Source organism: Streptosporangium sp. NPDC001559, from assembly GCF_042893955.1.
Classification (GTDB): Bacteria; Actinomycetota; Actinomycetes; order Streptosporangiales; family Streptosporangiaceae; genus Streptosporangium.
The window spans coordinates 189272-211543 of sequence record NZ_JBIAVG010000015.1 but is presented as its reverse complement, the minus strand read 5'-3'; the positions used below and the strand labels follow the sequence as shown (position 1 = coordinate 211543).

Below are 22272 nucleotides of genomic sequence, written 5' to 3'. Positions count from 1 at the left end.
CCTTATTGAACGTCCGTATTCCGGCGCCGTGGCAGTCGCCCGAAAGTGACATGATAATCACTTAGAGGCAGCAAAACACTCCATAGAGTAGCCATCGGTGAATCCCTCGCGACCCTCCTAAATTGTTGTGGCCACCCGATGTGACGACCCGTGTTCGCTCCGGCTTTCCAGGGGTCCGGAGAGACTCCGGAAAGCCCCGGAGAAATCCGGGGAGACCGGGGGAGAAGGGGCCAGGACATGGGCGCTGTCGACCAGACGACCACCGGTGACCACCTGAGGAGATACGACGAGACCCTGGCCGACGATCCGGTGTCCGCGCTCGCCCTCGTCCTGCGGTGGCTGCGCGCCGACTGGCGTGACTTCCTCGCGGAGCTGCGCGAGCACAGGCCGGTCTTCGTCACCCCGGCCTTCACGGTGGTGACGAGATACGCCGACGTCGTGGAGGTGCTCTCCCGCGAGGAGGTCTTCACGGTGCGCTCCTTCGGGCCGCGCCTTGAGGCCGCGCTCGGCGCGCCCTTCATGCTCTCCAGGGACGCCACCCCGATGAACTGGCGTGACAAGGGGCTGATGCGGGTCATGCTCCCCCAGGAGGACGCCGCCCGGGTGCGCGACACGGCCGGACGGCTGGCCGACGAGGCGCTGGACGCCGCCTGGCCAGGAGGCCGGGTCGAGGCGGTCCACGAGCTGTTCCGGCACGTCGCCCTCGGGGTCTGCGCCGAGTACTTCGGCCTGCCCGGCCCCGACCCGGCGACCCTGTCACGCTGGACGAGGGCCGTCATCGTGGACGGCTTCGCCAACTTCCAGGGCGACCCGGAGATCCAGGCGGCGGCCGTCGCGGCGGGCTCCGAGCTGATCGCCCACCTGCACGGCGGGCTCGCCGAGCGCAGGGCCGCGCTGCGAGCCGGGCTCGACCTGCCCGACGACGTCTTCACCAGGCTCATCGGAACCGTGCTGCCCCCGGGCACCGGGTTCGACGACGAGCGGGTCGTGATCAACATGGCCGGGCTGCCCCTGGGGTTCGTCGAGAGCGGCCCCGGAGCCATGGTCGAGGCGGTCGAGCAGCTCATGCTGCGCCCCGAGGTGTACGGCCAGGCGGTCGAGGCGGCGGCGGAGCCGGACCCGGCGCGGTTCGACTCCTACGTCTGGGAGGCGCTGCGGTTCAACCCGTTCTTCAAGCTGCTGGCCCGGGTGTGCGTGCGCGACCACGTCCTGGCCGCGGGCACGCCGCGCCGTACGGTGATCCCGGCGGGGACGTTCGTGCTGGCCGCGCCCGCCTCGGCGATGTTCGACGCCGACGTGGTCGAGGCGCCCGGGGAGTTCCGTACCGACCGGCCCGCCCACCACCGGCTGTTCTTCGGCCACGGCCACCACGCCTGCCTTGGCACGTCCCCCGCGAAGGTGATCATCTGCGAGGCCGTACGGCGGCTGCTGCTGCGGCCGGGGGTGCGGCGGTCGCCGGGGCCGGAGGGCGAGATCGTCCGCGCGCACGGCATCTTCCCGGACAGGTTCGTGCTGACCCTGGGAGACGCCGGATGAGAGCGCGTGGCATCGCCACCGACGGGGCCTCGAACCGGTTACGCTTCCTCGCCCTGACCAGGGGGCGCGCCCTGTGGGAGGCGGCCCAGGCCATGCCCCCCGTGCAGCGCCGCCTCAACGCCACGCTGATCGACCACGCGATCCGCGAGATGCCGCCACGGCCGGAGCCGCTCAGCGCCATGGCCGACTACACCTCGTGGGTCTCGCTGACCGACCGCACCTACAGCGGCAGGCACCTGCCGCCGGTCGTGGCCGACGACAGCCGCAGGCCGTCCCCCGAGCGGGCCGCCGACCTGTTCGCCCGGGGTGACGCCATGATCCCCTGCCCCCGTTCGACCGTGCTGTTCGCCTACTTCGCCCAGTGGTTCACCGACGGCTTCCTGCGCGGCGACGGCAACGTGCCGCGTGACCCGCGCAGGAACACCTCCAACCACCACATCGACCTCAACCAGCTCTACGGCCTGACCCCGGCGGCGACGGCGGTGTTACGGTCCTTCGAGGGCGGGCGGCTGAAGAGCCAGATCATCGAGGACGGGGAGTTCCCGCCGTACCTGTGCGAGGACGGCGAGATCAAGCCGGAGTTCGCCCCGCTGAAGGTGGTCCGCTTCGCGGAGGTCGACGCCGCACGACGTGACACCCTGTTCGCCGTCGGCAGCGACCGGGGCAACATCCAGGTCGGGTTCACGATGCTCACGGTGCTGTTCCTGCGCGAGCACAACAGGGTGGCCGCCCTGCTGGCCGAGCAGAACCCGCGCTGGGACGACGAACGGCTGTTCCAGACGACCAGGAACATCCTCATCGTGCTGCTCATCAAGCTGGTCGTCGAGGAGTACGTCAACCACATCACGCCCTACCACTTCCGCTTCACCCTCGACTCCCGACTGTCGGCGAGGCTGGCCCACGCGCCCTGGCAGCGGGAGAACTGGGCGTCGGTCGAGTTCAACCTCGTCTACCGCTGGCACGGGCTCATCCCCTCCCGGCTCTCGGTCGGCAACGCCGACCTCCCGCTGGCGCGGACCCTGTTCGGCGCCGAGCTGATCCCCGGCCCCGGGATCGGCAGGCTCTTCGAGGACGCCTCCCGGCAGCGCGCAGGCCGGATCGGCCTGTTCAACACCGACCCCGGCCTGCGGGAGGTGGACGTGGCCAGCGTCGCCGAGTCACGCGCCCTCGACCTGGCCCCCTACAACGCCTACCGAGAACACTGCCGGTTCCCCAGGGTGCGGCGGTTCGAGCAGATCACCGGCGACAGCAGGGTCGTCGAGGCGCTGCGCGAACTGTACGGCGGTGTCGACGACGTCGACCTGTACGTCGGGTTGTTCGCCGAGGAGCACGCCTCCTCGGAGGCCATCCTGCCGCCGCTGCTGACGAAGATCATCGCCATCGACGCCTTCTCCCAGGCGCTCACCAATCCGCTGCTGGCGCCGAGGGTGTTCAACGCCGCGACCTTCTCCCCACTCGGCCTGCGGATCATCGCGACCACCGGGACGCTGTCCGACGTGCTCAACCGCAACATCCCGGAGGAGCCACGACCCCGCTACGTCAGCATGGGCCGTGAGGTGGGGAGATGAGCGGGCGGAGCCGTGACCACGCCGCGCTGCTGCGGGCCGCGGCCTGCGAACTCGTGGACATCGGCGTCACGATCCACGAGGTGTCGACGCACGCCACGACCACGCTCACCGAGAGCGCCGCGCCGGGAGCCGTGGTTCGCGCGCCCGCCGTCGCCTACCGGGCGGAACGCGCGCTGCTGCGCGCCGTCACCAACGTTCAGGGGCTCGGCTACGCCTTCACGGGCGGGCCGCTCGGGAGCCTGGCCGCCAGGCTCGGTGTGCTGGGCGGCGCGGAGAGCCTCACCGTCCGCGTCCTGGCCACCTCACTGCGGCTACGCATCGCGGCCGCCGCCGTCGAGCATCCCGAACTGGGCGACGACCCCATGCTGACCAGGCTCGTCGAGGCCGCGGCGGCCGACCGCGACCTTGAGGCGGTACGCGCGCTGCGGGTCCTGTTCAAGGACCGCGGCGCGGTGCGCACGCTCAGCACGCTCGCGCCGATCTTCGGTGAGGTGCTCGCCCTGCGGGCCCTGCTGGACGAGAACCCGTTCAACGACGAGGCCGCCTGGCTGATCGCGACAGGCCGGGGCTTCGCGTCCGCCGATCCGATCACCGGCCTCGGCAACAGGGCCGTCGCGGCCCTCGACACCGGCGAGGGAGCCGCCCGCCGCGTCGACCTGGCCACCGTCGAGTCCGTACGGCTGAGCCAGCGGGGCTCACTGCTCGGCTTCCTGCGCAACATCGGCCTGCTCGGCACGACGGGCCGGGTGCTCATCCAGAGCGTCGAGGACGACGAGGGGGCGGTGCGTCACGTCGTCCAGGCGCCCGGCATGCGGGTCGGGCTGCCGGACGACGACTCGCCGCAGGACCTGCTCGGCGCCTTCAGCAGCGCCGTACTCGACAGCAGTCCCTACAGCCGGGCCCTGATCAGGGCCGTGGAGGACTACGGCGTGCCGCGCGGTGAGGAGCTGGCGCTCATCGGGCACAGCGCGGGCGGCGCGGCCGTGATGAACCTCGTCCAGGACGCCGCGTTCTGCGCCCGCCACACCGTCACCCACGTCGTGTCCGTCGGCGCGCCCATCGACTTCAAACGGCCCGCCGACCCGCGTGTCCGGGTCGCCAGCGTCACCAACCAGCACGACATCATCCCCACCCTCGACGGGCAGGGCTCGGGCACGTGCTTCGACCTGCACCCCGACTGGTACGTCGTCGACTACTTCGACCCGACCCACCTCTTCCCGCGCTGCCACAGCATGGAGCACTACATCGCGAACCTGGCCGACGACCTGCCCGAGGCGCGGGAGCGGATCGACACCGAACTGGCCCGCTACCGGGGGCGGGTCGTGCGTTCGCAGGCCTACCAGCTGTTCGACCGGGCTCCCCGCCCTGAAGGGTTCCCGTTCCTGACGGTGCCCACCTACCTGGCCGAGACGCAGGAGGGGGCGGTCGAACTGCCGGTCAGGTGCCAGGACGGCGGTTCTCTGACCGCCTACTTCGCCGCGGACCCGGCCGCCACGGCCGCCCTGCTCGTGGGCACCGGGCTCGGGCCCGCCGTACGGGTCGGGGGGCGTGCCCTGATCGCGGTGCACGCCTCGTGGAACCGGCGGACCAGTCTGGGCGAGTACCACGAGGCCCATCTGGGGGTCGTGGTGCCCGACCCGTGGCGTTCGCGGTCGATCCGGGTCTGGCCCGACCTGCCGCGTGGCGCCGACCGGCGGCGTTCGGGCACCTTCCTGGCCGGTTCCGTGGTGGACACCGACGTCGTCCGCGCGGTCGCGCCCCGGCTGTGGGGCGGCGAGCCGTACGTCATGCCGGTCGAGTTCGACCTGACCGGCGGGGCGGTGCGGGTCACGGTCGGAGAGCTCACCGACCGGGTCCTCACCCTGACCGGCTCCCTCGGCCCGTGGGTGCCCGCGAGCGACCGCGACCTGGTCGCCTACGCGCGTCACGAGGGGGCGACGTTGCGCTCGTGCGTGCGGACCCGGGGTTTCGGCCGGGTGCACCTGGCCCCCCGGGTGCGGCTGGTCGTCGGGCGCTCGGCCAATCCGCTGACGGGGCGGCTGCGTGAGCTGGGGCTCGACGGCGCCCGCCCGTTGCTGTGCCTGTCCACGATCGCCAGGCGGACGCTCCAGGAGGCGTGCGTCCCGGTGCGGACGGTCTGACCGCCCTGAAACCGGAGAACCGGAGGCGGCCCGACTGCCCCGGGACCGGAGAACCGGAGGAACGAATGCCTTCTTCCCCCGACAAGCCGGACGCGCCGCAGCGGATCGCCGCGCGGGTCGAGCTGCTGCGCTCCGACGTCCGAAGGCTCGCCGACTGTGCCGAGCGTCTGCGCAGGATCGAGGCGGAGCTTGAGGAGGGCGGTGCGGCGCCGCCGTGGCTGCGCGAGTCGGTACGGGCCCACCTCGACGCGTGCGCGGTGGCCGCGGCCGACCTGACGGAGGCCGAGGCCAGACTGAGCCGCTACGCCGAACGACTCGGCGGCTGACCGCCCGAGGCGGCGGTGGGGGCTCGGTACGGCGGTGAAGGCCGGGCGAGGGGCGAGGCGTTCGGTACGGCGGTGACGGTTCCTGGCGGTGGGAAGCACCCGGGTACGGCGCCCGGCGCCGGGGGAGAGACGCCGGGCGCCGGGGTCAGGACGCCTCGTGGATGGCCTGGGCCGCCTTGAGCCCGGACTCCAGGGCTCCTTCGATCCAGGCGTGCCACAGCGAGCAGTGCTCACCGGCGAAGTGCACGCGACCCTCTGGGGCGATGATCGCGTCGTGCAGACTCGTCTGCTGGTGCGGCTCGAACAGGGCGAAGGCCCCCGCCGCGTAGGGGTCGTCGTACCAGGCGTGCGTCACGCCGAACTCGATGTGGTCGTGGATCTCGGGGTGGATCTTGGCGACGTCCTCAAGCGCCTGCTCGACCCGCTTCTGCGGCGACATCGCGCCCCACCTCAGGGCGTCCTGCCCCCAGGTGTAGCTGGCCAGCAGGACCGAACGCTCCTCGTCGCGGGCGTTGTGCGAGGGGTAGCAGATGCGGCGGATCGGCAGGTCGGTGACCGTGGTGCCGCCGACGATGCCGTCCGTCCGCTCCCAGAACGGCCGCCGCACCTGGAAGAGGATCTTGGTGGAGGCGTTGTAGTTCAGCTCGCGGATGGCGCGCTGCTTGCGGCGGGAGAAGGCGGGCCTGGTCTCCACGTCACGCAGCACCGAGAACGGGATCGTGCAGATGGCGTAGTCGCCGGTCAGCGTCGTCCTGCCGGAGGCCGTCCTGACGTGCAGGGTGACCGAGTGGTCGTCCTGCTCGATGGCGGTGACCTCGTGGCCGAACCGGATGTGGTTCCTCAGCTCCCGGTAGAAGGCGGTCGGCAGCAGGTCCGTGCCGCCCTCGATCTCCTGCATGTCCTCGAACGCCCGGCCGATGATCTCGCGGAACTGCTCGATGATCGCCGCGTTCAGGTTGGACTCCCTGAAGCTCATGACGCCGTACAGCTCGATGGCGCCCTCGGAGAAGCCGCGCTCGCGCAGGAACCCGCGGATGGAGTAACGGTCGTACTCGGCGCAGATGCGGTCGAGCGCGGCCTCGCCCTCCTGGGCGTACAGGTCGTGGATCTCCTGGGTTGCGGTGCGCCACAGGTCCTCGTAGGTGCGGCCACGCTCGTGTTCGGCGAGCTCGAAGTCGATGACGCCGGGGTTCTCGTTCAGCTCCCTGACGGTGGTCCTGACGCCCTGGATGTAGGCGAGAGTGTTTGGATTTCCCATCACGAAGGGCCGCAGGGTGAGCCCGAAGCGCTCGCAGTAGGCCAGGGTGAGGTCGTGCACGCGCGGGATGCGCATCGCTCCGGCCTCGGCGTACAGGCCGGGGGCGAAGTCCCGCAGGGTGAGGACCCGTCCGCCGACCCGCTGCTGGGCCTCCAGGACGACGGGCTCGTGTCCCTGGCGCATCAGCTCGTAGGCGGCGACGAGGCCGGCCATCCCGCCGCCGATGACCAGCACCCGCTTGCGCGGGGTGCCGCCGGAGGTCAGGCCGTGCTCGGCGGTCGCTACCAGGGCGGCGGGGACTCGCAGCTCGTGACTCGGTCTCGGGGCTCCCGCCTCGATCAGCTCTTCGGGCGTCGCCGTACCCAGAACCGGCGGTTTGTTGGTGTTCAGAGCTTCACACCCCCTATGTTCACGTAAAGCGACAGTAATATCGCTGTCAGTAATCTCACCTACTGGGGAGAACGTCAAGACCATCCGGAACATCCATCACGCGAAGGAGCAACGGAGTCATCTCCAAATGAGAGCCGTACGGCTTGGCGGGCGGAACGTATCCCTCGGGACCGTTCGCGGTGAGGCTGGACGGTGTCGTCCGTGGAGCGTGAGGAGTCCTGAACATGAGGGTCTATGTGTCCATCGACATGGAGGGCGTCGCCGGGATCGCGACCATGGACCAGGTGGTCAGAGGCGGACACGGCTACCCCGCCGCACAGCGCCTGATGACCGCCGAGGCCAACGCCGCCATCGCGGGCGCCTTCGACGCGGGCGCGGAGAGTGTCCTGGTCAACGACAGTCACGGCACCATGGACAACCTCATCCACGAGGACCTCGACCCCAGGGCCAGGCTCATCTTCGGCTCCCCCAAGCTCGACTGCATGGCCGAGGGGATCAGCGAGGAACACGACGTGGCGCTCTTCCTCGGCTACCACGCGGCGGCCGGTGAGCCGGGCGTGCTCGCGCACACCTACTCCTCGCACTTCACCGAGGTCCGCCTCAACGGCCTCGTCGTCTCCGAGGCCGAGGTCAACGCGCTGCGGGCCGCCGCGGTCGGCGTGCCGGTCGGGCTCGTCACCGGTGACGACGTCATCTGCGCCACCATCAGGGACCGGCTGCCCGGCGCGCGGACCGTCGAGGTGAAGACCGCGCACGGCTACTTCGCCGCCGACAGCCTCTCGCCGACCGTGGCGCGCGAGCGCATCAGGGCGGCCGCGGCCGAGACAGTCGAGAAGGCCGGGGAACTGCCGACCATCCAGGTGCCCGACGAACTACACCTGGAGATCGACATGCCGAGCGCGGCGGCGGCGGAACAGGGCGCGATGATCCCCGGGATGACCCGCACCGGCGACCGTACGGTCGGGGGCGGCCTGTCCAGCCCCCGGGAGGTGCTGGGGGTCGTCAACGTCTGCTACCAACTCGCCGCGGCCACGGCCAAAGCCCGCTCGATCTTGTTTGATCGGTGACTTTTGCGCCGCCTGCGGCGTCGCGGGCTTGGGTGCCGTGCCTCTTTGCGCCGCCTGACGGCGGCGCGGGCTTGGGCGCCTCAGGTCGGTGTCTTCCCTCGTCGTTCGTCCGCTGCGCTCCCTCACTCCTCAGTCCAGACACCGACGCGCCCAAGCCGACACTCCTCACGCATGGCATCGGTAAAGCACAAGCCGGACACCCCTCACACACGGCACCGGGAAAGCTCTGGCGCCGGGCGTCTGAGACTTAGGACAGGCAGCCTACGTGGGCCAGGGCCTGCTTGAGGAGGGTGCCGTGGCCGCCCTGCATCTCCTGCTGGACCAGGGGGGAGGCCGCCTCCTCGGGGGTGAACCAGACCAGGTCCAGGGCGTCCTGCCTGGGGCGGCAGTCTCCGGCGACCGGGACGACGTAGGCGAGGGAGACCGCGTGCTGCCGGGGGTCGTGGTAGGGCGTGACCCCCGGCGTCGGGAAGTACTCGGCGATCGTGAAGGGCTGCGGTGAGGCGGGCACGCGCGGCAGCGCCACCGGGCCGAGGTCCTTCTCCAGGTGGCGCATGAGCGCGTCGCGGACCCGTTCGTGCAGGAGCACGCGACCGGAGACGAGGGCACGGCTGACCGTGCCGTCGGCTCCGATGCGCAGCAACAGGCCGACGTGCGTGACCACCCCCGTGTCGTCCACCCGGACGGGGACGGCGTCGACGTAGAGGATCGGCATCCGGGCGCGGGCGGCCTCAAGCTCGTTGGGAGAGAGCCATCCGGGCGCGGTATCGGTCATTTCGGTCATTGATCGATCGTACTTCGCGGTTGGCACATGGACACGCAGGCACCCTGGGGCGTGGCGAACCGGATATGCCCAGGTCATGTGGGACATGTCAGGGGTTGGTAAAGGCACACGGGTCATACGGGATGTGTCCAAGGGGGCACGGAGTGCCGCAGGGGGCTTTCGTGAGTCACGGTGTCTCGGCGGATCGCCCCTGGGCGTCGGCCAGCCATCGCCTTGCCTCGGGGCCGCTGGCGAGGAGGTCGACCGCCTGTGCTCCGTGTCCGGTCACCAGCAGGCAGAAGTCCTCGGCGGCGCCGACGATCTTCTGCGGGGACTCGGTGGGGCCGTGGTCCCACAGGGCTCCCGAGGGGGCGGTGAGGAAGACGTGCAGGCCGGGACCGGGTGGGGTCCAGCCGGTGGGGCGGTAGCGGGCGCTGTCGGGCAGCAGCCCGAACTCGATCGCGTGCCTGACCCGGTCCGTCCGTTTCCTGCTCAGCCCGAGCGCGTCCGCGATGTCCTGGTCGTGGCGGAACAGCTCGGTCATCGCGGCGCCGGCGAGCGCCGAGGCCTCCAGCGGGCCGCCCAGCCACGGCACCGTACGGTCCGGCGGGAGGGCGGCCAGGACGGCGGCGGTGTTCTCGCGTTCGGTGTGCCAGCGGGGGAACAGCGCCCCCGGCGGTTCGAGCAGGTAGCCGGAGAGCGACGCGCGCAGCCTCGCCTCCAGGTCGAACCTGGGCTGCGTGGTCAGCGCGGTGAACGCCACCGGGTCCGAGGCCGCCAGGCCGATCAGCCGGTAGAGGGCGGCGAGGTGGGCGATCTGGTGTCCGACCGTCCAGCCGGGTACGGCGGTCGGCGTCGCCCACCCGTCGGCGTCGAGATCGACGACCGTCCGGTCGAGCTCCTCGGCCTCGGAGCGCAGGTCGTCGGTCACGTCCCTCAGGTCGCTCATGGCGGATTCCTCATCAGTTCTGGGAGTCGGGGAAGGTCGTCGCGGTGACCCAGAGCCCTCATCGGTTCCGGGAGCGGGCATCCGGCAGGCTCCCGGTGGCCGCCGACGGGCCTTCGGCATGGCTTTCGGTGGGGTTTCCGGCGGGCTTTCGGCATGGTTTTCAGCGGGGCTCACGGCATGGCTTTCGGCGGGAAACGGGGTCAGGGGACGATCTCCATCTGCGCCATCATTCCGCCGACCGAGTGTTCGAGCATGTGGCAGTGGTAGAGGTAACGGCCGAGGAATTCGCCGAAGGTGACCTGGATTCTGACCGAGGCGCCCGCGGGCACCAGCACGGTGTCCTTCAGCCCCGACTCGCCGGGCAGCGGAGGGGCGCCGTCGCGGTCCAGGATCCTGAACTGCACCAGGTGCAGGTGGAGGTTGTGGTCGAGGGACACGTCGGTGTCGAGGTTGGTGACGCGCCAGATCTCCGTGCTTCCCCGTCTGACGCGGGCGTCCACCCGGTCGGGGTCGAAGACCTGGCCGTTGATGTAGGCGGCGCCGCGGATCATGTCCACCTTGAGGGTGATCTCCCGGTCTGTCCGCCCGCTGCCGAGGGCGGGCAGCGGCGGCAGCGGGCGCAGCACGTCGGGTACCCGACTGTCGTCGGCCGCCCTGGTGACCACGTCGAAGCGCAGGACCGGGCCGCTGACGTCGTTCAGCACGACCTGGTCGCCGACCCTGCGGGGGCCGAAGTCGACGACCACCTCGGCCCGTTCGCCGGGGGAGAGCACCACGACCTCCCGCCGCACCGGGGCGGGCAGCAGGCCGCCGTCCGAGCCGATCTGCGTCATCGTCATGTCACGGTCGAGGCTCAGGTGGAAGGTCCGGAAGTTGGACACGTTGAGCAGCCGGAACCGGTATTTGCGCGCAGCCACCGGGAAGTACGGCCGCGGCCGTCCGTTGGCCAGCAGCGTCGTGCGGTTCGGGGTGTCCTCCGGCGCGTAGATCAGGGAGCCGTCGGAGGCGAAGTGGGCGTCGGTGAGCATGATCGGCACGTCGTGGTCCCCGGCGGGCAGCCGCAGGCGCCTCTCGTCCCGGCCCTCGACCAGGTAGAAGCCGTGCATGCCCCGGTAGACGTGTTCGGCCTCCATGTGGTGGGTGTGGTCGTGGTACCAGAGCGTCGCCCCCGGCTGGGCGTTCGGGTACTCGTAGAACCGTGACCGGCCGGGCTCGATGAGGTCCATCGGATAACCGTCGCTGTCGGCCGCGACGTGCCCACCGTGCAGGTGGGTGTTGACGGCCCGGTCGAGACTGTTGCGGTAGCGCACGACGACCCGCCGCCCCTGCCTGACGCGCAGGGTCGGGCCGACGAAGGCGCCGCCGTACCCGAGGACCTCGGTGCGCACGCCGGGCAGCATCTCCACCCGGGAGGCGCGGATGTCCTGGTGGTAGACGTCCACGTCGCGGTAGGAGGCGACCGGGGCGAGCACGCGGGGCACGGGCATCCGCACCCGGAACGGGGCCGGGCCCGAGCCTCCGGCGGGCGTCGCGCCGTGGGTCATGTGCGTCCGCCGGTGGGAGCCGAGGCCCGCGTCGGCCATGGCGGGGGAGGCCTCCTGCCTGGGCAGCAGCAGCGTCCCGCCGACCATGCCGCCGAGCGTGAGGCCTCCGGCCGTCAGCAGGCGTCGTCTGTTCAGCATCTTCTCCCCAATCGGGTCATACCGGTTCCACCTGGGCGTCTCACGGATTGCGGTGGGCCGTCGCACCGGGGGCGATGTCGTCGCGGAACAGCCCGGCGGGATCGACCCTGGCCCTGACGCGGTCGACGGCCGCGACCCGCTCGGGACTCAGATGGCGCTGGGGCTGGGAGACGCTCTCCACGAACGAGGGCGCGGTCAGGCCGGTGTCCCACGGCCGCAGTACGGCCCGCGTCCGCGCGCAGTGGCCGACGAGGGCCTCCGGGGTGAGGCCGCCGAACGGCACGCCCCCGCCCATGTAGGCGAAGCTCGCGTCGAGGCGGTCGAGCGCCCCGCCCTCCCGTTCCGGTACGGCCAGCGCCCCGCCGAGCTGGCGCAGTTCGGCGTTGGTCAGCGGCGACCCCGGCCCGGAGACCCGCAGGAACTCCCCGGCCGCCTCCTCAGGCAGGTCGTCCAGCAGCATGTGGTCGCCGAAGATGGGGAACGGCTCGGTCGGGTCCATGTGGGTCAGCGTCACCTGGCGGGGCGGTGCCGTACCCCAGGTGTCGAGGATCGGCGGGGCGAGCGCGCGCAGCGGGCCGAGGAGGTCCTCGGCGACCGCCTCGTCCCCGGGGCCGCCGAGGACGACGCCGTCGACGCAGAGCACGCTCCGCCCGCGCAACGGCTCCGGGACCTCGGGCAGCGGCGGCAGGTTCATCAGCCGCAGCGTCGTGGTCGCCTCGCGCGGTGCCTTGCGGGTCCAGTCCAGCCACAGCGGCAGCAGCCGTCCGGCGTGTACGGCGGGCCAGTACGCGGCGCCGGTGACCACCCGTTCCACGGGGAACAGGTCGAACTCGACGGCGGTGACGACGCCGAACCCGCCCCCGCCGCCGCGCAGCGCCCACAGCAGCTCGGGATCGGAGGAGGCGTCGGCCCTGCGCGGTTCGCCGTCCGCGGTGACCAGTTCGACCGCCCTGACGGAGTTGGCGGCCAGCCCGGTGTGCCGCCCGTAGAGGCTCACCCCGCCGCGCAGCAGGTAGCCGACGACGCCGACGAGTGGGGAGGAGCCGTGCGGGGCGGCCAGGCCGTACGGTTCGGCGGCCTCGACGACCTGGCCCCAGCGCGTCCCCGCGGACACCCGGGCGACGCGGGCCGCCGAGTCGATCTCGACGCCGCCGGACAGTTCGGTCCTGAGCAGCAGCGCGTCGCCCATCGGGCGGGCGGTGGCCGAGCCGTGGCCGGTCGAGTGCACACGGACCCGCAGGTTCTCCGAAACGGCGTGGGCGAGCGCGGCCCTGATCCCCCCGACGTCGCGCACCGTCGCCGCGACGGCGGGTTCCGCGGGCGCGGCCAGGTTGAAGACCCGCGTCGCCTCCGCGTAGCCCGCCTCGCCCCGGCGAGCGAGGCGGGCCTCAGGAGCGGTCATGGCGCGGTGAAGTGGACGCGGGTGAACTCGCGGTTCGCCACGGTCGGCAGGAAGACCGCGAATCCGGCGTGGCTGTGCAGCATGGACATGTCCCGCCACACCCGTTCGAGGCGTTCGCCCTGGCGGACGGAGCTGGACCCGGCCGTCGGGAACAGGTAACTCTCCACCGCCGTCCAGCACAGCCGGATCGTGTGGCGGCAGATCGTGGTGATCCGCAGGTCCTGTTCCCTGGTGAACGCCTCGGGGCCGAGCGCGCACAGCTCCTGCCACTGCCTGATCGCGCCCTGCACCCCGGCCTCGGCCGCGGCGATCATGCCGGCGGCCTCGGCGTACCAGAACTGGTAGTCGGGGTCCTCGGCGCGGCCGACGATGGGCGGCAGCAGCGTGTTCCTCGACCGCATCAGCTCGCCGTAGACGTCGAGGGCGCCCTGGGCGATGCCGACGGCCAGCGACGCGATCTCCAGGACCATGTAGCTGAGCGGACCGCCGCCGTACTGAGGGTTGCCGTGCAGCTCACGGCCCGGGGTCCCGCCGGCGACGGTCGCCTCGCTCAGGTGCGTGCCGGGCAGCGCGAAGGAGGCCGGGATGCGGCCGTTCTCCATGGTGACGCTGTGCGACCCGCTGCCCTTGAGGCCGAGCTGCCGTCCCCAGTCGTCGACGAGGCGCCACTGGTCACGGGGGGCGATGAACAGCATGGGCGCGGGCGGCCCGTCGCCGGTCTGGGCCAGGGCGTGGCCGATGAAGTGCGTCGCGTACGGCGCGCCCGAGCAGTAGTTCCAGGTGCCGTTGAGCACCCACCCCCCGTCGGCCGCCGGTACGGCGGAGCCGCTGGGCACGATCGTCGCCGGGCAGACGAAGTCGCCGTCCCGGAAGATCTCGGCCTGCGCCTCCTCGCCGAAGAGCGTGGCGGCGGCGATGGCGTGGGTGGCGCCCAGGCAGTACATCCAGGCCGTCGAGGGGCAGCCACGGGCGAGCGTCGTCACCACCCGCATGAAGGTGTCGATCCCGAACTCGTAGCCGCCGTAGCGGCGGGGCACCAGGATGCGGTGGAAACCGGCCCTGGCGAACTCCTCGTGCGTCCGCCGGGAGTAGTGGGTGCGCTGCTCGGTCTCCGCCTGGAGACCGACCAGCGTGGGCGCGATCGCCTCGGCCCTGGCCAGCACCTCGTTCGGGGTGAGGCCGGGCTCGGGCGGAGCCGGGAAGCCCTGTCCCGGGGCGTTCGTGACGGCCGTCATCGCTGATCGGCTCCTTCCGTTCTGAGGTCTCGGTCCTGGGGCAGTGGGTTCCGCAGGGGGTTCCGGGGCGGTGGGTTCCTTCCGGTTCAGTCCCGGGGGAGCGGGGCGCCGGGGGCGGCGACGGCCTCGGTGAGCAGGCGGCCGTACTCGGCGACCAGGCCCGCGATCGTGTCGTGGTCGTACAGGGCGTTCTTGTACTGGACGCTGCCCACGATCTCGCCGGTCGGGTGGAGGTTCAGGGTCCACAGCGCGCCGTCGGGCACGTCGGAGCCGACGGACTGGTCGAGCAGGCGCAGCCGTACCTCCGTGTACTCCAGGTCGCCGATCACCTCGCCGTCGAGCACGAACGGGAACGGGAAGACCTGGAAGACCCAGGGCGCCCGGTCGGCCTCCATGGCGGGCCGCATCAGTTCGGGCGCCTGCCCGAAGATCCGCAGGGTCGGGATGTCGTGTGAGTACCCCTCAAGGCAGGTCGTCCTGGTCCGTTCGACGACCTGGCGGAAGGTACGGCAGGCCGCCAGGTCGGTCCGCAGCGGCAGGAAGTTGAAGCAGGAGCCGACCATGTCCCCGAACCCGTCCCGCTCCCGGCCCCGGCCGGGGGTGAAGGTCGGCACGGTGATGTCCGTACGGCCGGTCTCCCGGTGTTCGAGCAGGTAGAAGGCGGAGAGCAGCACCATGAAGAGCGTGCCGCGCACCGTCTTGGCCAGGGCCGTCGCCCGGGAGATCGTCTCGGCGCCGATCAGGAAACGATGCACCGACGTCTCCTGCCCGGCCTCGGCCGACCGGGGCCGGTCGGTGCGCACCGTGAAGATCTCCGCGCCGCGCAGGTTCTCCCGCCAGTAGGCGTGGTCGGCCTCCGCGCCCCCCTCCTGCGCGGAGGCCAGCTGCCACTGCGCGTACTCCCGGTAGGGGCGCGTCTCCGGCAGTGCGGCGGGGACGCCCTCGCGCCGCGCCGCGTAGTACCGGGCGACGTCCCTGATGATCAGCCGCATGGACCACCCGTCGGTCGCCGTGTGGTGTGTGATGATCACCAGGATCGCGTCCTGGTCGTCGAACCGGCCCAGTACGGCCCGCAGGTGCGGCAGCGTCCCCGACTCGATGGTGGACGCCTCGACCTCGTCGAGCAGGTCGTCGACCACCGCGTCCCGCCGTTCGGGGGCGGTTCCCGACAGGTCCCTGACCTCCAGTTCGACCGGGCAGGGCGGCAGGATCTCCTGATGGCGGGAGCCGTCCCGCCTGACGATCAGGGTGCGCAGCGCCTCGTGCCTGACGACGACGTCGGCGAGGGCGCCCCGCAGGGTCTCCTCGTCCACGCCGCCGCGTACCCGCCAGCCGTGGACGAGGTGGTAGCGCGGGCCGAACGGGCCGCCGTCGTCCCCCTGGTCGAAGACGCAGACGAACTCCTGGTTGAGGGAGAGCGGCGCGCTTGTCGTGGCGGTCGCCCCAGCTGCTCCGGTGGCCCCGGTGACGGTGTCCGAAGTGGTCATGGCGTCCTCACCGCAGCGGGCGGGCGAAGGCCCGCACGTCCTCGACGAACAGTCCCGGCTGCTCCATGGCCGCGAAGTGCCCGCCCCGGTCGAACTCCGACCAGTGCGACAGCGTCGGCAGCACCCGTTCGGCGAACGAGCGGACCGGAAGCACCACGTCGGAGGGGAAGACCGCGACCCCGACGGGGGCCCGCAACGGCCAGGGGCCGCCCCAGGTCCGCAGGAAGTCGGCGGTCAGGTGGTTGGACTCGTAGTAGAGCTGGGCGCTCGACCCGGCGGAGGCGGTCAGCCAGTAGATCGAGGCGACGGTCAGCAGGTGGTCGCGTTCGACGGCGTCCTCAGGCGACTTCGCCGAGTCGGTCCACTCCTTGTACTTCTCCACGATCCAGGCGAGCTGCCCGGCGGGGGAGTCGGTCAGCGCGTACGCCAGCGTCTGCGGCCTGGTGGACTGGATGAACCGCCAGCCCGCCCCGTCCTGCTCGAAACGCGCCGCGAAATCGAGGCGCGCCAGGTCGGACTCGCTCAGCTCGCCCCACTCGGCCGGGTCCTGCGGCGGGAACGCGGCGAACATGTTGACGTGGACGCCCAGCACGTGGTCCGGGTCGGCCAGCCCGACCTCCAGCGAGATCGGCATGCCCCAGTCGCCGCCCTGCGTGAGGTAGCGGTCGTAACCCAGGCGCCGCATCAGCTCCACCCACGCCCGCGCGACCCTGCGGGTCGACCACCCCGGCTCGCCCGGGTGGCCGGAGAAGCCGTACCCCGGGATGGAGGGGACCACGACGTGGAAGGCGTCGGCCGGGTCGCCGCCGTGGCTCACCGGGTCGGTCAGCGGCCCGACCACGTCGAGGAACTCGGCGTAGGAGCCGGGCCAGCCGTGCGTGATGACCAGCGGTACGGCCGTGCTCTCCGGGGAGCGGGCGTGCAGGAAGTGCACGTCGACGCCGTCGATCTCGGTGACGAACTGGGGGAAGCGGTTCAGGCGCTCCTGCGCCGCCCGCCAGTCGAAGCCGGTGCGCCAGTACTCGGCCAGCTCCCTGAGGTAGTCCGGGGGGACGCCGCGCTCCCACCCGGCGCTCGGCGGTTCGCCGGGCCAGCGGGTCCCGGCCAGTCTCCGGTTCAGGTCGTCGATGTCCGCCTGGGGGAACTCGACTCGGAAGGGACGCATCGAAGTGCCTCTCGGTCGGTGCGGAGTGGTCAGCGCCGTGATTCCTGCAGGCCGGCGGGGACGGCCGGGGCCGGGGGCCGCCGTGACCCGCGCAGCACCCGGACGACGTGGCGGGGCAGCATGAGGGAGGTGGGCGGGTCGACGAGCCCGGCGACCCTGATGAAGGCGTTGGCGAGCGTGGGGTCGTTGACGGCGGCGTCCTGGAGCCTGGCCACGTACGCGTTGACGAGCCTGACCTTCGCCGAGCGCTTTCCCCGCACCCCGGCGTAGCCCAGGTCCGACCCGGCGGCCAGTTCCCACGGGGAGTCGATCTCCCGGGAGAGGTCCCTGAAGTACGCCTTGGCGTCCGGTTCCGTCCCCCGCTCCAGGTGGCGCCGCAGGACGAGGGACCCGAGCGCGGAGACCGTCATGCCCTGGGCGTAGACCGGGTTGAACGTGCACACCGCGTCGCCCATGACGAGCAGGCCCGAGGGGAAGTCGGTCAGCCGTTCGTAGTGCCGCCGCACGCTGGCCGGATACTTGAACGTCACCGGGTCGTCGAGCGGTTCGGCGTCCTTGATCGACTCGTGGATGTCCGGGATGGGCAGGGATCTGGCGAAGTCGAGGAAGCCGTCGGGGTCGGTCGGCGGATGGTCGCCGAGGATGCCGGTGAGCGAGAGTTCGACCAGGCCCTCGCCTCCGGAGATGGGGAAGAAGAACGCCCCGCGCGGGGTCCGCGGGGTGGCGGCCGGGATGATCGCCAGGTCGCCGCCGAACGGGTCGGCGCGCAGCCGGTAGTGCCTGGTCGTGTAGGCCAGGTCTATCTTGATGCGCTCCTCCTCGGGACGTCCGTAGCCCAGCTCCTCAAGCCACAGCGGGGTGCGTGACCCCCGGCCCGTGGTGTCGAGCACCAGGTCGGCGTCGAGGGTCTCCGCCGGGGCGCCGCCGTCGTGCCGCTGCACCCGCGCGCCGGTCACCCGGCTCCGGTCGGCCGTCGTCTCAAGGCCGAGGACGTCGTGGCCCTCGACGAACCGCACGTTGGGGATGGCCTGGACCCGCAGGCGCACCTGGTTCTCCAGCACCGGCCTGGTCGCGGGGACGCACCCCAGCCCCGAGTGGGACGGGGCGATCCGCCGGCCGTTGAACAGCCAGCGGATGTCGCCGTTGAAGTCGCCGGGCCGTACGCCCGCCGCGACCAGGTTCCCGGTGAGGCCGGGGAAGTGCTCCTCCAGGATCTGGTGACCCCTGGCGACCAGGCCGTGGGCGTGCCTCCCGTGCGGGACACCCGGCCGGTAGGCGGTCACCCCGGCCAGCCGGTCACGATCGACGAGCAGCACCTCGGTGAACCGTTCGGAGAGCACCCGGGCGGCCAGCAGGCCCGCCATGCTCCCGCCGAGCACCACCGCGCGGGTTCCCGCTCCATCGGCCATCAGGGGTTCACCTCACAAGTTCGACTCCGTGGCCTGGGTACGGCCGGGCACGCGGAAGGGACAACCGAAATGGATTTCCCCATGGATTCCCGTGCGCCCTCTCCGCCACTGCATGGTCGCACCGGGGACCCGGGTGAGACATCTTCTGAATTGCTCCGGACCATCGCTTTCCAGGTGCCGCCGACGAACATGGCAATACGGGAGATGCGTTTTCCGGGAAGCGGACGTGAAACTCCCATTGGCGCCTTCAGCCGCGATCTTTCTCTCCCCGGACGACGTTTTCGGCCCTGGGCGGGGCCGCCTAGGAAAAGGTGGAAAAGCAGTGACGAAGAAATCCGAAGGGACCCTGGTCGACGGGCTGGAGGACAGGGAGGGGGGCGTCGCGCGACGTTCCCCGTGGCCGTGGTGGCGCAGCCCGTGGCTGTACGGGCTCGGCGCGCTCGTCGTGTTCAACCTGATCTACGCGCTGCCGCGCTACCTGAGCTTCGACCCGGTCCTGTCGCGCACCCGCATCGACCCGGGCTTCGCCCTGCACTACCCGGTGGTCGTGGCACACGTCGTCGCGGGCAACGTGGCGCTGGTGACGGTCTTCGTCCAGCTGCTGCCGTGGGTACGGCGCCACCGTCCCGGCCTGCACCGGATCTCCGGGCGGGTCTACGTCTTCGCCGGGGCGCTGCCCGCCTCGCTGCTGTCGCTGGTGCTGCTGCCGTACTCGACCGCGCCGATGGGCAAGCTGGGGCTGGCCACGATGGCGGTGCTGTGGATCGCGACGTCACTGGCCGGGCTGCGGGCCGCGCGGCAGCGCCGCTACGTGGACCACCGGCGCTGGATGGTCTACAGCTTCGCGCTGGCCATGGGCACCTCGTGGGGCCGGGTGATCAGCCAGTTCGCCATCCCGGGCAACGGCATCGACGTGGCGGTCTTCTTCGACATCTCCTCGTGGATGGGCTGGGTGGTCAGCCTCGTCGCGGCCTACCTGTGGCTTGAGCGGACCACCCCCAGGAGGCGTGTCCCCGCCGGACGGTAGGGCCGTTCGCGTCAGGGGTCCTCACGGGAGATCTCCCGTGAGGACCCCTTCGGCGGTTCAGAGGTAGACCGTGTTGGGCTCAAGGCCGCACAGGACCCGGCCGTACAGTTCGAGGTTGGTGTTGGGGTGCATGATGGCGTGCAGGTTGAGGGTCTGCACGTCACGCTCGATGCGCTGGATCGGGACCGAGGTGTAGACGGACGAGCCGCCGCTGGCGGTGTTGAGGATGTCGACCGCCTCCTTGGCCCGCCGGCAGACCGCCCCCAGGTCGAGCCGGACACGGGCCCGCTCCTCAAGCGTCCACGGCTCGCCGGTCGGCCCCTTGGTGTCCACCAGGCGGGCCGCGCGGAAGGCGTGGAACTCGGCTTCGTCGATCTTCGTGACGGCCTCGGCGACCTGGAGGTGGGTGAGCGGGGCGTCCTTCTGGCTGTCGTAGTTCGTGTAGCTGATCTTCCGGCCGGGCAGGCGCTCGAAGAAGGCGTCCCTGGCGGCCCTGGCCAGGCCCAGCGCCGTGGCGCCGACGGTGGTGCAGGCGGTCGGCATGAACGGCGCGCGGAAGATCGGGGAGTCGGCGTTGAGCTTCGAGGAGATCCGGCCCTGGAGCACCGGCCCCATGGCCAGCACCCGCTCTTGGGGGATGAACAGGTCATGGGCGACGGTGGTCACGCTGCCCGAGCCGCGCAGCCCCGAGGTGTGCCAGTCGTCGATGATCCGCAGGTCGGGCAGCGGGATCGCGACCATGATCGGTTCGTAGCCGCCGTCGGCGGTGGCCAGGACCGCGGCGTTGGTGTTCCAGTGGCTCTGCTGCGAGCCGGTGTTGAACGACCACTTGCCGTTGAGCACCACACCGTCCTCGACGGGTACGGCGACCGCCGTCGGGCTCAGGATGCCGCTGACCCGGACATCGGGGGTCGAGAAGACCTCGTCCTGTACCTCGTCGGGGAACAGCCCGACCATCCAGGTGCTGATCGCCCAGACCGCGACGGTCCAGGAGTGCGAGCCGTCCCCCCTGGCCAGTTCGGCGAGCACCTCGACCACGGTGCCCATGTCGGACTCGTAGCCGCCGTACCTGGTGGGGACGCGCATCTTCAGGATGCCCGCCTCGGTCAGCGCCTCGATCGACTCCTCGGGCAGGCGCCTGTTCTCCTCCGCCCACAGGGCGTTCTTCTGGAGCAGGGGCACCAGTTCGGACGCCCGGCGGACGAGCTCCTCCCTCGACGGCGCCTCGGTGATTTCCATCGGTCCTCCTCGGGAAAACTGCGGCAGGTTTCGGTGCACGTTGACCCTGACAGTCGCATTCACCGTGACGCATCTCCCTGATTGCCCACCTCCCCCACCGTTCGCATGAGAGAACAAACGCCGCAACCAGGAAGATGCCTTTTCCCGGAACGGCCCGCATCATTGGCTTCGAGTTTGTTTTCCCCGCGATTCCGGCCATCCCGGGAAAACCTCTGCCACGGGGTCGCGCGCGGAATCATCCGCCAAGGGACCGTCCCCGAGGACCACCCAGAGATGAGGGAGCACGCCGGATGAGGATCGTCATCGACGCGTGGCTGCACTACTACAAGACCCCGCGTTTCCTGGACAGCACCAGGGACGCGATCAGAGGCTTCAACGAGGCGCACCCCGGCTACGAGGTCAGGCTGCACGAGCACGACTACGTGCGGATGCCCCTGGAGATCGCCCGCGCGGTCGAACGGGGCGTCATCCCCGCCCTCGGCCAGTACTACTCGACGTCGAGCCAGGTCGCCTTCGACATGGTGCGGAACGACGGCTCACCGCTGTACACCTCGATCGCCGACGCCATCGGAGGCCGTACGGAGATCCTCGGGGAGCCGGTCGTCGACCACGACGTGCTCTCACACGCCCGCCACTACTTCACCGCCTCCGACGGGCGCACCGGCCTGTCCCCGCTGTCCTCGACGACCCTGCTGTACGCCAACATGACGCTCCTTGAGGCGGCGGGCATCACCGAGGTGCCGCGGACCTGGGCGGGGATCGACGCCGCCTGCCGGGCCCTGGCCAAACTGCCCGACCCGCCCGCGCACGCGATCACCTGGTGCAACCACGGCTGGATGTTCATGCAGGCCGTCGCCGCGCAGGGCGGCCACCTCGTCAACCGGGACAACGGCAGGGCGGGCGTCGCCGACACCGCCACCCTCGACTCCGACGAGATGATGGCCTTCGTCGACTGGTGGCGGCGTCTGCACCGGGACGGCCACTACCACTACACCGGCACCCGGATGGACTGGGTCGGCAGCTTCGGAGTGTTCGCAGAACAGCAGGTGGCCTTCATGTTCACCTCCTCGGTCGACGCGCCCCGGCTGGTGCAGGTCGGTAAGGACCGGGGGTTCGTCGTCAGGGCGAGCCGCCTGCCGTACAACGACGACGTGCCCTATGTGGGCAACGTGCTCGGCGGGGACGGGATCTTCCTGGCCGACGGCCTCGACGAGGAGGTCAGGGACGGCGCGCTGGCCTTCCTGCAGTACCTCAACAACCCGGCCAACGCGATCGACAGGCACCGGCGCACCAACTACATGCCGATCACCTACTCCGCGGTCGAACTCCTCCAGGAGCAGGGCTGGTTCGAGGAGAACCCGCACCGGAGAGTGGCCATCGACCAGCTCGAAGGCTCAGACGACTCGCCCGCGGCGCTGGGCGCGCTGGTGGGAGAGCTGCCCAGGCTCCAGGACGTGATGACCTACGCCATGCACGACGTGCTGCTGTCCGGCGCCGACCCGGTCGCCCGGTTCGCCCAGGCGAACGCCGAGGGGCAGCGGCTCATCGACGACTACAACGCGCACCGGGGACCGGGCAGGGACCCCGGCAGCTACCGGGTGCACTGACTTCTGACGACCGGAGGGGAA

At 71.2% G+C, this 22272-nt stretch carries 17 protein-coding genes; 7 read left to right on the top strand and 10 right to left on the bottom strand.

Features of this window, described 5'->3' with window-relative positions; all coding sequences use genetic code 11:
• The first annotated feature begins 237 nt into the window (after window positions 1-237).
• The 4 genes from ACFYY8_RS30460 (at window position 238) to ACFYY8_RS30445 (ending at window position 5571) form a co-directional block, all read left to right on the top strand.
• Window positions 238-1536, top strand: a complete 1299-nt coding sequence (locus tag ACFYY8_RS30460) for a cytochrome P450 (protein WP_390046821.1) — start codon at window positions 238-240, stop codon at window positions 1534-1536.
• Complete coding sequence (locus ACFYY8_RS30455; protein ID WP_390046819.1) at window positions 1533-3104, top strand: peroxidase family protein; 1572 nt, start codon at window positions 1533-1535, stop codon at window positions 3102-3104. Before ACFYY8_RS30460 ends, ACFYY8_RS30455 begins: the two co-directional genes overlap by 4 nt.
• Window positions 3101-5245 carry a hypothetical protein gene (locus ACFYY8_RS30450; RefSeq protein ID WP_390046817.1) on the top strand — a complete coding sequence of 715 codons (2145 nt, stop codon included), beginning with the start codon at window positions 3101-3103 and terminating at the stop codon, window positions 5243-5245. Before ACFYY8_RS30455 ends, ACFYY8_RS30450 begins: the two co-directional genes overlap by 4 nt.
• A gap of 65 nt (window positions 5246-5310) precedes the next feature.
• Entirely contained in the window at window positions 5311-5571 is a 261-nt protein-coding gene (locus tag ACFYY8_RS30445; RefSeq protein WP_352014471.1) for a hypothetical protein, read from the top strand.
• A gap of 145 nt (window positions 5572-5716) precedes the next feature.
• On the opposite strand, the gene ACFYY8_RS30440 is transcribed toward ACFYY8_RS30445, so the two are convergent.
• Window positions 5717-7303, bottom strand: a complete 1587-nt coding sequence (locus ACFYY8_RS30440; protein WP_390046814.1) for an FAD-dependent oxidoreductase — start codon at window positions 7301-7303, stop codon at window positions 5717-5719.
• 140 nt (window positions 7304-7443) lie between these two features.
• On the opposite strand from ACFYY8_RS30440, the gene ACFYY8_RS30435 reads away from it, so the two are divergent.
• Window positions 7444-8286, top strand: a complete 843-nt coding sequence (locus ACFYY8_RS30435) for a M55 family metallopeptidase (RefSeq protein WP_390046812.1) — start codon at window positions 7444-7446, stop codon at window positions 8284-8286.
• A 247-nt stretch (window positions 8287-8533) separates the two neighbouring features.
• Here ACFYY8_RS30435 and ACFYY8_RS30430 read toward each other — a convergent pair whose 3' ends face one another.
• The 8 genes from ACFYY8_RS30430 to ACFYY8_RS30395 all read right to left on the bottom strand — a co-directional run bounded on the left by ACFYY8_RS30430 (window position 8534) and on the right by ACFYY8_RS30395 (window position 18378).
• Window positions 8534-9070 carry an NUDIX hydrolase family protein gene (locus ACFYY8_RS30430; protein ID WP_390046810.1) on the bottom strand — a complete coding sequence of 179 codons (537 nt, stop codon included), beginning with the start codon at window positions 9068-9070 and terminating at the stop codon, window positions 8534-8536.
• A 166-nt stretch (window positions 9071-9236) separates the two neighbouring features.
• Window positions 9237-9998 (bottom strand): maleylpyruvate isomerase family mycothiol-dependent enzyme, encoded by a 762-nt coding sequence (locus tag ACFYY8_RS30425; RefSeq protein WP_390046808.1) that lies wholly within the window; start codon window positions 9996-9998, stop codon window positions 9237-9239.
• Window positions 9999-10198: 200 nt separating this feature from the next.
• Entirely contained in the window at window positions 10199-11680 is a 1482-nt protein-coding gene (locus ACFYY8_RS30420) for a multicopper oxidase family protein (RefSeq protein WP_390046806.1), read from the bottom strand.
• 40 nt (window positions 11681-11720) lie between these two features.
• Window positions 11721-13082: an FAD-binding oxidoreductase gene (locus ACFYY8_RS30415; RefSeq protein ID WP_390046804.1), complete on the bottom strand. Its 1362-nt coding sequence runs from the start codon at window positions 13080-13082 to the stop codon at window positions 11721-11723.
• The gene (locus ACFYY8_RS30410) at window positions 13079-14317 is read right to left on the bottom strand and encodes an acyl-CoA dehydrogenase family protein (protein WP_390046802.1); all 1239 of its coding nucleotides are present in this window, start codon (window positions 14315-14317) and stop codon (window positions 13079-13081) included. The genes ACFYY8_RS30415 and ACFYY8_RS30410 overlap by 4 nt, the downstream gene beginning before the upstream one ends.
• An 86-nt stretch (window positions 14318-14403) precedes the next feature.
• A complete protein-coding gene (locus tag ACFYY8_RS30405) occupies window positions 14404-15804 on the bottom strand; it encodes a condensation domain-containing protein (protein ID WP_390046800.1) in 1401 nt (466 codons plus the stop codon).
• Between the two features lie 7 nt (window positions 15805-15811).
• Complete coding sequence (locus tag ACFYY8_RS30400) at window positions 15812-16969, bottom strand: epoxide hydrolase family protein (protein ID WP_390046798.1); 1158 nt, start codon at window positions 16967-16969, stop codon at window positions 15812-15814.
• 29 nt (window positions 16970-16998) lie between these two features.
• Entirely contained in the window at window positions 16999-18378 is a 1380-nt protein-coding gene (locus tag ACFYY8_RS30395; RefSeq protein ID WP_390046795.1) for an FAD-dependent oxidoreductase, read from the bottom strand.
• Window positions 18379-18700: 322 nt separating this feature from the next.
• On the opposite strand from ACFYY8_RS30395, the gene ACFYY8_RS30390 reads away from it, so the two are divergent.
• The gene (locus tag ACFYY8_RS30390; RefSeq protein ID WP_390046794.1) at window positions 18701-19405 is read left to right on the top strand and encodes a DUF2306 domain-containing protein; all 705 of its coding nucleotides are present in this window, start codon (window positions 18701-18703) and stop codon (window positions 19403-19405) included.
• A 57-nt stretch (window positions 19406-19462) separates the two neighbouring features.
• On the opposite strand, the gene ACFYY8_RS30385 is transcribed toward ACFYY8_RS30390, so the two are convergent.
• A complete protein-coding gene (locus ACFYY8_RS30385; protein ID WP_352014449.1) occupies window positions 19463-20644 on the bottom strand; it encodes an acyl-CoA dehydrogenase family protein in 1182 nt (393 codons plus the stop codon).
• A gap of 290 nt (window positions 20645-20934) precedes the next feature.
• Here ACFYY8_RS30385 and ACFYY8_RS30380 point away from each other — a divergent pair, with 290 nt between their 5' ends.
• A complete protein-coding gene (locus tag ACFYY8_RS30380) occupies window positions 20935-22251 on the top strand; it encodes an extracellular solute-binding protein (RefSeq protein WP_390046792.1) in 1317 nt (438 codons plus the stop codon).
• The last annotated feature ends 21 nt before the right edge of the window (window positions 22252-22272 follow it).

What these genes read in the sequence shown, in the direction of transcription:
- ACFYY8_RS30460 (WP_390046821.1), top strand. Translation starts at nt 238, where the DNA reads ATGGGCGCTGTCGACCAGACGACCACCGGTGACCACCTGAGGAGATAC.
- ACFYY8_RS30455 (WP_390046819.1), top strand. Translation starts at nt 1,533, where the DNA reads ATGAGAGCGCGTGGCATCGCCACCGACGGGGCCTCGAACCGGTTACGC.
- ACFYY8_RS30450 (WP_390046817.1), top strand. Translation starts at nt 3,101, where the DNA reads ATGAGCGGGCGGAGCCGTGACCACGCCGCGCTGCTGCGGGCCGCGGCC.
- ACFYY8_RS30445 (WP_352014471.1), top strand. Translation starts at nt 5,311, where the DNA reads ATGCCTTCTTCCCCCGACAAGCCGGACGCGCCGCAGCGGATCGCCGCG.
- ACFYY8_RS30440 (WP_390046814.1), bottom strand. Translation starts at nt 7,303, where the DNA reads ATGGTCTTGACGTTCTCCCCAGTAGGTGAGATTACTGACAGCGATATT.
- ACFYY8_RS30435 (WP_390046812.1), top strand. Translation starts at nt 7,444, where the DNA reads ATGAGGGTCTATGTGTCCATCGACATGGAGGGCGTCGCCGGGATCGCG.
- ACFYY8_RS30430 (WP_390046810.1), bottom strand. Translation starts at nt 9,070, where the DNA reads ATGACCGAAATGACCGATACCGCGCCCGGATGGCTCTCTCCCAACGAG.
- ACFYY8_RS30425 (WP_390046808.1), bottom strand. Translation starts at nt 9,998, where the DNA reads ATGAGCGACCTGAGGGACGTGACCGACGACCTGCGCTCCGAGGCCGAG.
- ACFYY8_RS30420 (WP_390046806.1), bottom strand. Translation starts at nt 11,680, where the DNA reads ATGCTGAACAGACGACGCCTGCTGACGGCCGGAGGCCTCACGCTCGGC.
- ACFYY8_RS30415 (WP_390046804.1), bottom strand. Translation starts at nt 13,082, where the DNA reads ATGACCGCTCCTGAGGCCCGCCTCGCTCGCCGGGGCGAGGCGGGCTAC.
- ACFYY8_RS30410 (WP_390046802.1), bottom strand. Translation starts at nt 14,317, where the DNA reads ATGACGGCCGTCACGAACGCCCCGGGACAGGGCTTCCCGGCTCCGCCC.
- ACFYY8_RS30405 (WP_390046800.1), bottom strand. Translation starts at nt 15,804, where the DNA reads ATGACCACTTCGGACACCGTCACCGGGGCCACCGGAGCAGCTGGGGCG.
- ACFYY8_RS30400 (WP_390046798.1), bottom strand. Translation starts at nt 16,969, where the DNA reads ATGCGTCCCTTCCGAGTCGAGTTCCCCCAGGCGGACATCGACGACCTG.
- ACFYY8_RS30395 (WP_390046795.1), bottom strand. Translation starts at nt 18,378, where the DNA reads ATGGCCGATGGAGCGGGAACCCGCGCGGTGGTGCTCGGCGGGAGCATG.
- ACFYY8_RS30385 (WP_352014449.1), bottom strand. Translation starts at nt 20,644, where the DNA reads ATGGAAATCACCGAGGCGCCGTCGAGGGAGGAGCTCGTCCGCCGGGCG.
- ACFYY8_RS30380 (WP_390046792.1), top strand. Translation starts at nt 20,935, where the DNA reads ATGAGGATCGTCATCGACGCGTGGCTGCACTACTACAAGACCCCGCGT.